Here is a 10,012-nt window from a genome sequence, read left to right as displayed (position 1 = left end):
AGCGGGCTGATGACGTAGCTGATCGGAGAGCTGAGCTCGGATCCGTCGGCCGAGATCCCGGCCGAACCGATGGACGGGATCCCCGCGTTCTCCAGGATGGGCATGATCCCACCCGAGCCGCTGACCTCGCCGACGACCGCGAGCACGTGCTGATCCACCGCCTGCTGGGCGCACTTCCTGGCCACGGCGGCGTCGTTCTTCTCGTTGCAGTGCACGAGCTCGACCCGGTGGCCGGCGATCCCACCCCGGGCGTTGACCCCGCGCACGGCGGCCCGGGCGGCGGCCACCATCTCCGGGTAGTTCGTTCCGGACGTGCCCACCGGGGCGATGATCATCAGTTTGACCGTTGATCCGGCCGAGGACGTGCCGGTGGCTTCGCCGTCCGAGTCGCCACCGCACGCGGCGAGCGTTCCCGCCAGCACGGCGCCCAGAACCGCCGCGGCGAGCCACCGGAGCCCGTACCGTCGTCCCACCGTGCCGCCTCCTCGTCGAGCGTGCCTCGTCCGCGTTCCGTGTTCCGGTCCCCTGCCGGGCCCCGCTGTCCCCTGCCGGGCCCCGCCACGGTAGACCTGCCTGCTCAGGACGGATACGCCCGGGTTGGCTGGGACCCGCGGGAGCCTCGGCGTGGGATCGCGTCCCGGCGTCAGAGCACCTCAGAGCACCTCAGAGCACCTGAGGTCACCTGAGGTCACCTGAGGTCACCTCAGAGCACCTGGGACCAGGCGTAGGTGAACCCCATGATCTGGTCGGCGAGGGTGTCCAGGCGGGCCGCGACGGTCCGGTCGAGCACTCGCCCGTGCGGGTCGAAGAGCGGCACCGCGGTGTTCAGGGTGACGCCCAGCGGGGTCGGCCAGCCGCGCAGGGCGTGCACCGTCGAGCGCAGGGCCGTCAGCGTCGTCCCGGCCGCCTGCGTGCCCCGGGCGCCGACGATCAGTGCGACCGCCCGGCCGTCCAGGTAGGGCCGGGGCGCGCCGCGCAGGTCCTCCAGATAGTCCAGGGCGTTCTTGACCTGGCCCGATATCCCGCCGTGGTAGCCGGGAGTCGCGATCACGAGGCCGTCGGCCCGTTCGACGGCGGCGAGGAGGCGCAGCGCGGCGGCGGGACGTTCCTGGCGTTCCGGCGCGTACATCGGCAGGTCCAGGTCCGCCGCACCGAGCAGCATCGTCTCCGCGCCGGCCTGCCCCATCATCGCCAGCACCGTCGCCAGGGCCTGGTGGGTGGTGGAGTTCGCCCGGCTGCTGCCACCGATGCCGACGATTAACGGGCGGCGGCGACGGGCCCGCACCGGACCGGGACCGTCCGGCGGCATGTCGGGCGAACGGTGCGCCGAGACCCGGCTGGGCAGCCCGGAGACGGGATCCGTACCGACCGTCTGGCTGCGCCCGCTCCTCGGTTCGCCGTTGCTGGCACCCGGTTGGAACATGCCGAATGTGTCTCCCACTACCCCTCCTCGTCCCGGATCCGGCATCCCGGTCCGGCATCCCGGTCCGGCGTCCCGGATCTGGCTCATGTCGGTCCGGCGATGGACCGCCACCCGCGTACCGTCGCGTCTGTCCTATCGCGGATGTCCTGTCCGATGTCCTATCGGACGGGCTGACCACACCGATCGAGGGGGTTGTGGGTCCGGCGCAGCGCAGCCGGCAGCGCGCGAGCGCCCGGCCCCAGCTCGGCGATCCGGTCGTGCGGATTCGAGATGCGGCAGCTTCGCAGCGACAAGCAGCCGCAGCCGATGCACGAGTTGAGTCCGTCACGCAGAGCGACCAGGGCCGCGATCTCGTCGTCCAGCCGGCCGCGCCACCGCCGCGAGATCGCGGACCAGTCCGCCTTGGTCGGCGTGCGCGACTCGGGCAGCGTCGACAGGGTCTCCCGCACCTCGTCGAGACYGAGCCCGACCGCGGTGGCGGCGCGGATGAACGCCAGCCGCCGCAGGACATGGCGCTCGTACCGGCGCTGCCCACCCGAGGTCCGGGTGGCGGTGAGCAGGCCCTGCTGTTCGTAGAAGCGCAGCGCCGACGCGGCGAAGCCACTTCGCTGCGAGAGCTCACCCACAGTCATCATATCGGTAGGAAGCATGCCCGCAGACTATGGCGTTGAAGTTGAACTCAACATGAGGTTCCCGGAACCCGGCGGCGCCGCGACGGGCTGGTCGTCACGCCTCGTCACGCCTCGTCCCGTCATGTCCCGTCACGCATCGTCATGCTTCGCCGCCCCTCGTTGCCCCGCGTCGCCCCTCGTCACGCCTCGGCTTCGTGGTAACGGGGATCACCCCGGGCCGTCCCGGCAGCGCGTTTGCCGCGGTCGCCGCCCATGGCAGGCTTCGTCGCAATGGACGACATCACGCATCGGCGGTTCAACCCGCTCACCGGCCGTTGGGTTCTGGTCTCGCCGGGGCGGACGCGGCGACCGTGGCACGGCGGTCAGGAACCACCGCCGGTGCCGGCCGCGGTCGCCCATGATCCTCTATGCGACCTCTGCCCGGGTAACCTCCGGGCCGGCGGTGAACGTAACCCCTCCTACTCCGGTACCTACGTGTTCACCAACGACTTCCCGGCGCTGCGTCCCGACCCGGTTCGGCCCGCAGCCCTGCTCGTCGCCCCGCCCGCCGACCCGCCTGTCGCCCCGTCCGCCGACCCGGCCCCGGTGTGGCCGGCGGGTCCCGGATCGGGCCTGCTGCGCAGCGAACCGGCCCGGGGGACCTGCCGGGTCGTGTGCTTCGGCCCTCGTCATGATCGCGGGCTCGTCGACATGACTCCGGCCGAGGTCCGGGCGGTCGTGGACACCTGGGCGGCGCAGGAGGAGGAACTCTCCCGCACCTGGCGCTGGGTGCAGGTCTTCGAGAACCGCGGCACCGCGATGGGCGCGTCGAACCCGCACCCCCACGGTCAGATCTGGGCCTGCGACGCGTTGCCCGACGAGCCAGCCGCCGAGGACGCGCGGCAGCGGGAGCACTTCGCCCGGTCTGGCAGCTCCCTGCTGATGGACTACGCCGAGATCGAGACGGCGGCGGGGGAGCGGGTGATCCTGGCGGAGGAGCACTGGCTCGTCGTCGTGCCGTTCTGGGCGCTGTGGCCGTTCGAGACCCTGCTCCTGCCCCGGCATCCGGTCGACCGCCTCGCCGCGCTCTCCGACGACCAGCGGGACGGGCTGTCCCGCCTGCTCGGCCGCCTCCTCACCGGCTACGACGCCCTGTTCGACCATCCTTTCCCGTTCTCGATGGGCTGGCACGGGGCTCCCGGGCCGCATCCCGCGCCCGGACCCCGGCCGGGGCCGGAGCTGGGGTCGGAGCCGGAGCCGGAGTCGGGGCTGGGGCCGGAGTCGGGGCTGGGGCCGGACCTTGATCCTGGTTGGGGACCCGGCGATCCACCCGCGGCGTTCTGGCAGCTGCACGCCCACTTCTATCCGCCGTTGCTGCGCTCCCCGACCATTCGCAAGCATCAGGTCGGCTACGAGATGCTCGCCGACGTGCAGCGCGACCTCACCCCGGAGGCAGCCGCGGACCGGCTGCGCGCCGTCATGGCTCCCGTCGCCGCGAACCGGACCTGAGCCGAGCCCGCGCGGCCGTGGTCATTCCGCGTGCCGCAGGGCCCGCGACTCCCCGACACTGGCGTCATGAGAGCCGCCGAGTATCCGGCCACCGAGCATCCGGCCACCGAGCGTGCGGTGCGCGCGTTCGTCGAGACCTACGGAGAGCGGCCCACCCACCTCGTCCGCGCGCCCGCCCGGGTGAACCTCATCGGCGAGCACACCGACTACAACGACGGCTTCTGTCTTCCGGTGGCCATCGACCGGGAGCTGTGCATCGCCCTGCGCCGTAACGAGGCACCCGAGCTCCGGCTGGTGTCCGAGCAGGACGCGGTGCCCGCCGTGATCCCGCTGCCGCCGCCGGGCCTCGACACGCCGGTGTCCGCCCGGGCACCCGGATGGGTCCGGTATGTCGAAGGCGTCGCGGTGATGCTGGCCGCCGAGTCGGCCTCCCGCGCCGCCGCCGGATCGGGGGGCTCCCGTGCCGCCGCCGGGTCGGGCTTCCCCGCCGGAGGGGGCTTGGTGCCCTGGCGTGGCACGCTGGCCAGCGACATCCCCGTCGGCGCGGGACTGTCCTCCTCGGCCGCGCTGGAGCTGGCCGTCGCCCTGGCCGGTGCGCATCTCGCCGGGTTGACGCCATCGCCGACGGAGCTCGCGCTGCTCGCCCAGCGGGCGGAGAACCTCTGGGTGGGGGCGGCGACGGGCCTGCTCGACCAGCTCGCCTGCGCCGCGGGCGTGGCCGGCCACGCGCTGCGGATCGACTGCCGCACGCTGACGACCGAGCCGGTGCCGCTGCCGGGCGGGCTGGCCGTGGTGGTCATCGACACCGGCTCGCGCCGACAGGTGGTGACCAGCGAGTACGCCACCCGACGGGCGGAGTGTGAGCGGGCGGCGCGGGCGCTGGGCGTCGCCGCGCTGCGGGACCTCACGCCCCGGTCGATGGACGAGGCGGTGGCCCGGCTCGGCAGGTCCGCCCGGTCGGATGGGACAACCCGGCCGGGCGGAGCGGCCGGCGGGACCGGGCCGGATCCGGTCGCGCTGGATCCGGTCGCGCTGGATCCGGCCGCGCTGCGCCGGGCCCGGTTCGTCGTCGCCGAGAACGCCCGGGTCGACGCCGTCGCCGCGGCACTGCGCGCGGGCGACGCCCCAACGGCCGGGCGGCTGTTGCTGGCGGGGCATCGCGGGATCCGGGAGGACTTCGAGGTGTCGGGTCCGGAACTCGATGCGGCGGTCCAGGCGGCTTCGGCGGCTCCGGGGTGCTTCGGCGCCCGGATGACCGGCGGTGGTTTCGCGGGCTGTGCGGTGGCCCTCGTCGACCGGTCCCGGCTGACCGCCTTCACCGACGCGTTCGAGCCGGCGTATACCGCGCTCACCGACCGGCGGGCCGTGCTGCACGTCTGCTCGGCGGTCGCCGGCACGTCCGTCCTGGACCTCGGGTAGCGACCGGGGGCGGAAGTCGGCGGCCCATGGTGGGGGCGAGCTCCGCGGCCAGATCGGCGAGGGGCGCACGGAAGATCATGGTCAGGGCGGGATGGGAACAGCAGGCCGCACGGCCCAGGCCCGCGTCACACCTGGTCGCACTCGTGCGGCCCTTCTCATGTCCCGCGGGCCACTCGTCCCGTCCGATCCCCAAGTCCCACCCGATCCTCAGGCCGTTGACAGCGTCCACGTCTGCCGCATCCCGGATTTTGTCGAGACGGAGTGGCTCGGCGTCGCAATGGGCAGCCGGAGCTCGATGCTCATGGCTGTCGATCATGGCTCTGGCCTGGGCTGTTGCACTACCGCCGGACCGCTGCAAAAGTAGCCCCTGGACCATCGTAGATCATGGCGTTGACCTGCAGCTTTACCAGCGGGTCGCTGATCATCCCTGGAGGGATCGCAACACCGGTACCACCGCGGCCGGTCCGGCACATCAAGATGTCGCTGATCATCCCTGGAGGGACCGTGGTGGGGGGCACGGCGGGCCGGTGATGGTGGGATCATGACGGTGAGCCTCAGGGACGGGAGAAGACTGTGATGTCCGAGGAAACCGCCGATCCGTCAGGTGAGCCCGCGGCCGAGCGTGAACCGGGGGCGCGGTCGCCAGCCGGTCGGGAACCGTCCGGGCAGCCGGCGCCCGATGCCGAGCCGGGGCCGGACGCCGACGCGGGGGCGGATGAGGCTGGGGCGACGTTTGYGGGCAGGTTCGACTTCCGTCCGGTCGACTGGGACGGCTCGTTCAGCAGGGTGTGGAGGGCGCGGCATGGCCAGGAGCTGACGAATGAGCTTGCCGCCGAACAGGAGCGGCGGGAGAACCGGAAGTGGTTCGAGCGGTATAGGCAGGAGCTGCTGGACCGGATGGATGCGGAGTCCGCCCGGGAGGCGGCACGGCGCCGGGCGGAGGACCGCGAGYGGGCGGTGGCGGAGGGCGGGCGGCCGGCGCGGGGGGCGGCGGACGAGGCGCTGCTCCGCAAGCTGGAGCTGCTTGATCGATTTCCGCCCGTCGACCCCGGTGACCCCGACGAGCCGGCCGGGCCGGCCGACCCGCGGTGACCGGCGTGCCGGCGCCAGTCAGGGGTCGCGGTGGCGGAATCTCGGCTCCACCGGGATCGGCCGTTCGAGGGGCGGCGGCTGATCGTGGCGGGTCTCGCCGACAGTGTCGGCGAGGGTGCGGCGGGCCCGGGTGCTGTCCGGATGGAACGGGCCGTGCTCGCGCAGCGCGTCGGTGAGCGCGGCGCGGTAGAGGGGGACGGCGTCGGCGGGCCGGCCGGCCTGGCGGTAGGTGTCGGCGAGGGCGCCCCGGGTGGCGCGGGTGTCGGGGTGGCCGGGGCCGAGGAGCCGCTCGCGGACGGCGAGGACACGTTCGTTCAGGCCGACGGCCTGCGGAAGCCGGCCGGTGGTCCGGTAGACCTCGGCGAGCCCGTCGGCGGTGCGCAGGGTGCGCGCGTCGCCGACGCCGTGCGCCCGGCTCCGGTCGGCGAGCAGCCGTTCGAGCAGCGGCACGGCCGCCTCAAGCTGCCCGGTGCGCCGGTAGGTCGTCGCGAGGGCGTTCCGGGCCTCGACAGTGTAAGGGTGCGCGCGGCCGAGGACGTGCTCGTGGCGGTCGAGGGCGCGTTCGAGATGGGGGACGGCCTCGCCGGGCCGGCCCAGCCTGAGGTGGGCGGTGGCGAGGCTCTCGCGGGTCTCGGTGGTCTCGGGGTGGTCGGGGCCGAGGGCGCGTTCCCGGCCGGTCAGCGCGCGGCCGAACTCGCGTGCGGCGTCGTCGAGCCGTCCGGCGTACAGGTGGGCGCGGGCGAGTCCGTCGACCGTTTCGAGGGTGTCGGGGTGGTCGGGGCCGAGGGTGCGCTCGCGGCCGGTCAGCGCGCGGCCGAACTCGCGCGTGGCGTCGTCGAGCCGTCCGGCCTGGTGATGGGTGACGGCGAGCTGGTGGCGGGTGCCGAGGGCGGCGGGATGCTCGGGGCCGAGGACCCGTTCGCGAGCGGCGAGGGTCTGCTCGAACAGCGGCACGGCGTCGCCCACCGCGCCGATCCGGCGGTAGGCGACGGCGAGGCTGTGGCGGGTGTCGAGGGTGGCGGGGTGCTCCGGGCCGAGGATCCGCCGCTGGTCGGCGAGGGTGTCCCGCAGCAGCCGGGCCGCCTCGTCGTCGCGGCCGGCGGCGTCGTAGGCGCGGCCGAGGCTGTGCCGGCCTTCCAGGGTGTCGGGGTGCTCGGGGCCGAGGATGCGTTCCCGGGTGGCGAGGGTGCGCTGGAACATCTCGACCGCGCGGTCGGTCTGGCCGACCTTCTGGAATAGCTGGGCTAGGGTGTCCCGGCTGACCAGGGTGTCGGGGTGCTCGGGGCCGAGGATGCGTTCGCGGTCGGCGACGGTGTGTTCGGCCAGGCGGCCGGCGGCGTCGATCCGTCCGGCGCCGAGGGCGACCCGCGCGAGGGTCTCCCGGCAGGCCAGGGTGTCGACGTGCACCGGGCCGTCGAGCCGCTCGCGGGCGGCCAGGGCGCGGGCCGCGAGGGGGAGGGCCTGATCGGCTCGGCCCTGCCCGAGCAGGTAGGCCGCCGAGCGTTCCGCCAGCCAGGCGGCCTCCGGACCGTCGGCCTCCGGACCGTCGGCGTCGGTGGAGTCGGCGTCGGTGGAGTCGGTGGCGGTGGCGTCGAGCACGGCGAGCGTGTGCGGGAGCAGCTCCCGCCAGGCGGGCCAGGCTTCCGGGTTGGCCGTGACGGCGTCGGGCAGCGACGCGCGCAGCATCCGGGCCATGGTCGCGACGATCTCGTCGGCCTGGTCGGGGCCGGTGTGGGTGTGCACGGCGGCCCGCACCAGCCGGTGCATCGTCACGGTGTCCGCGTCGCGGTGGGCCAGGCCGTACCGCTCCAGGACGCCGACGGTGTCGGCGAGGGCGAGCGGGTCGCCGGCCGCCGCCCGCAGCCCGGAATCGGGGATCACGTCCGGCTCGGCGGTGAACAGCCGGATCGGGATCGGTTCGTTGTCGCCGTGCGCGACGATCCGCAGCAGGTGGCCGGCGGCCGGTGCCTCGGCGTCGAGCCGGCGGATCGGCTCGTCCCAGAGGGTGGCGGCGGTGGCCCCGGGCCGCCCGCTCACCTCCCCCTGCGCCAGGAGGACCTCCGGCCGGTCGATTAACACCTGAAGGTAGGTCTCGGCGGGGGTGCGGCCGGTGCTGATGCGGTGGGCGGCCTGGTCGAGGGCGAGCGGGTGGTCCCCGAGCCGCTCGGCGATCCGGTCGGCGACCGTCCGTTCGACGGCGGGCAGCCGGCCGGCGAGCAGGGTGACGGACTCGGCCCGGTCCATCGGTCCGACCGGCACGACCGGGCCGAGATGGTCCCAGCCGGGGTTGCGGGAGGTCAGTAGCAGCCGGCCGGGTTCGGTGGGCCGCAGCCAGTCCGGCAGCGTGTCGGCGTCGGCGGCGTCGTCGAGGACGATCAGCCAGCGGCCGTCGGCCCGGCCGAGGTTCGCGATCACGGCGGCCGGTTCCGCGTGGCCGGGCAGGCCCACCGCCGGGGCGAGCTCGCGCACCCGCTCGCCGATCAGCTCGGGGCGTTCCGCCGGCACCCACCACACGGCGTCGAGATCCGCCCGGTGCTGGCGGACGTACTCGGTGACCAGGCTGGTCTTCCCGATCCCCGCGATTCCCGTCACGGTGACCAGCGGCGAGCGGGACAGCGCCTCGTCGAGCCGGGCGAGCGCGGCCGTCCGGCCGACGAACCGGGCCGGCTGATCCGGCACGTTCCACACCGCCGGCAGCTCCGGCGGGAAGATCCCCCGCCGGCCCGGGAAGCCCGGCGGCTGTTCCGGTTGTGGCCGGTCGCCGCGCAGGGCCGCGAGCAGGCTGGCCCGGACGGCGATCTCGCTGCGGTCGAACAGGTCGACCGGGACGAGTTGGCCTAGCAGACCGGGCAGCGGCCGGTCCGCCACCCTGGTCACCAGCAGCCGGCGTTCGCCTCCGGTCGGGTCGGCCGACCACGCCGCCGCCCATTCGGCGACCGCGGGCTAGGAGCGCAGGTAGCCGTCGGAGACCACCGCGATCGTGTGCCGGGCCTGGCTCACCGCCCGGTCCAGCCACCCCACCCGATGCGTCCCCGCCGGCGCCCAGGACTCAAGCAGGACCTGGTAGCCGGCATCCTCCAACGTCCCGGCGATCCATTCGGCCCAGGCCCGCCCGTCGTCCGCGTACGACACGAAACAGTCGGGAGCGCCGTGCCCATCGCCCCCGCCGGTCACCGTCCCAGCATGGCATAGTCACCGAAACGGATTAACCGAGGATGGCGTCGATCGCCCGGTAGACGCGTTCCTCGGAAACCGGGTACGGGGTGCGCAGGCTCTGCGCGAACAGGCTCACCCGCAGCTCCTCGATCATCCAGCGGAGGCGCCGGATCTCGGGCGCCGGCTCCCGGCCGGCGGGGACGGTGGCGAGCAGCTCCCGATAGGCGTCCTGGACGCGCCCGACGGTCGCGGTGTTGAGCCTGTCCCGCCCGGGATCGCGGGGCAGCCGCTCCAGTCGCCGTTCCAGCGCGGTCAGGTAGCGGACGAGGTCCGCCAGCCGGTCGGCCCCGGTGTCGGTGACGAATCCCCGGTAGATCAACGAGATGAGCTGGTCACGCGCGTCGGCCACCGACGCCGCCACCGCCGGGGCACGCAGCTCGCGCAGCGCCAGATCGACCGCGTGGGCGAGGCCGAGCACCTGCTGAACCTCGCGGACCACCTCGAAGGCGGCCTCGGGCAGTCCCGCGCGTACCGCGGCGAGCAGCGCGGTGAAGCCCGCTTCGTCCCAGGCGGGCCCGCCGGCCGCGGCGATCAACCGGTCGGCGGCGGCCCGCACACAGTCGTCCAGCAGGTCGGCGGCGTCGCGGTGCGGGTTGTGGCTCAGGGCCAGCTTCGCGGCGTTCGACAGCCGGGCGTTGAGGCCGCGCACCGGGGAGGGGACGCCCAGCAGCACCAGGCGCCGGGTGCCGGCCCACATCAGCTGGCGCTGTTCGGCCTCGGTGTCGGCGGCTCGCACCGCGAC

9 protein-coding genes are annotated in these 10,012 nt (G+C 74.2%); 3 read left to right on the top strand and 6 right to left on the bottom strand.

All coding sequences use genetic code 11. From position 1 onward, the window contains the following. From KBI5_RS06020 to soxR, 3 genes are all read right to left on the bottom strand, one after another. The coding region (locus KBI5_RS06020; protein WP_157902433.1) for an ABC transporter substrate-binding protein at nucleotides 1–473 on the bottom strand (473 nt) is incomplete at its 3' end. A gap of 230 nt (nucleotides 474–703) precedes the next feature. Further along, complete coding sequence (locus KBI5_RS06015; RefSeq protein ID WP_023840343.1) at nucleotides 704–1,441, bottom strand: NADPH-dependent FMN reductase; 738 nt, start codon at nucleotides 1,439–1,441, stop codon at nucleotides 704–706. Between the two features lie 140 nt (nucleotides 1,442–1,581). Then, nucleotides 1,582–2,073: a redox-sensitive transcriptional activator SoxR gene (gene soxR, locus KBI5_RS06010; RefSeq protein ID WP_085014526.1), complete on the bottom strand. Its 492-nt coding sequence runs from the start codon at nucleotides 2,071–2,073 to the stop codon at nucleotides 1,582–1,584. Nucleotides 2,074–2,307: 234 nt separating this feature from the next. On the opposite strand from soxR, the gene KBI5_RS06005 reads away from it, so the two are divergent. The 3 genes from KBI5_RS06005 (at nucleotide 2,308) to KBI5_RS05995 (ending at nucleotide 6,054) form a co-directional block, all read left to right on the top strand. After that, nucleotides 2,308–3,543, top strand: a complete 1,236-nt coding sequence (locus tag KBI5_RS06005) for a UDP-glucose--hexose-1-phosphate uridylyltransferase (protein ID WP_085014525.1) — start codon at nucleotides 2,308–2,310, stop codon at nucleotides 3,541–3,543. Between the two features lie 66 nt (nucleotides 3,544–3,609). Beyond that, nucleotides 3,610–4,962: a galactokinase gene (gene galK / locus KBI5_RS06000; RefSeq protein WP_043590707.1), complete on the top strand. Its 1,353-nt coding sequence runs from the start codon at nucleotides 3,610–3,612 to the stop codon at nucleotides 4,960–4,962. 576 nt (nucleotides 4,963–5,538) lie between these two features. Continuing rightward, on the top strand, nucleotides 5,539–6,054 hold the full coding sequence (locus tag KBI5_RS05995) for a hypothetical protein (protein ID WP_133056964.1): 516 nt from the start codon (nucleotides 5,539–5,541) through the stop codon (nucleotides 6,052–6,054). 18 nt (nucleotides 6,055–6,072) lie between these two features. Here KBI5_RS05995 and fxsT read toward each other — a convergent pair whose 3' ends face one another. The 3 genes from fxsT to KBI5_RS05985 form a co-directional block, all read right to left on the bottom strand. Beyond that, nucleotides 6,073–8,931, bottom strand: coding sequence for an FxSxx-COOH system tetratricopeptide repeat protein (gene fxsT, locus KBI5_RS05990; protein WP_241882689.1), 2,859 nt, complete (start codon nucleotides 8,929–8,931; stop codon nucleotides 6,073–6,075). A gap of 66 nt (nucleotides 8,932–8,997) precedes the next feature. Continuing rightward, a complete protein-coding gene (locus KBI5_RS27640; RefSeq protein WP_241882688.1) occupies nucleotides 8,998–9,228 on the bottom strand; it encodes a toll/interleukin-1 receptor domain-containing protein in 231 nt (76 codons plus the stop codon). 31 nt (nucleotides 9,229–9,259) lie between these two features. Then, nucleotides 9,260–10,012 (bottom strand): DUF3418 domain-containing protein (locus KBI5_RS05985; protein ID WP_116289849.1); only part of this gene is annotated, 753 nt, incomplete at its 5' end.

It is taken from the genome of Frankia sp. KB5 (assembly GCF_002099325.1).
GTDB lineage: Bacteria > Actinomycetota > Actinomycetes > Frankiales > Frankiaceae > Frankia > Frankia casuarinae.
The sequence above is the reverse complement of the archived record's forward strand: the minus strand, read 5'-3'. Positions and strand labels throughout refer to the sequence as shown.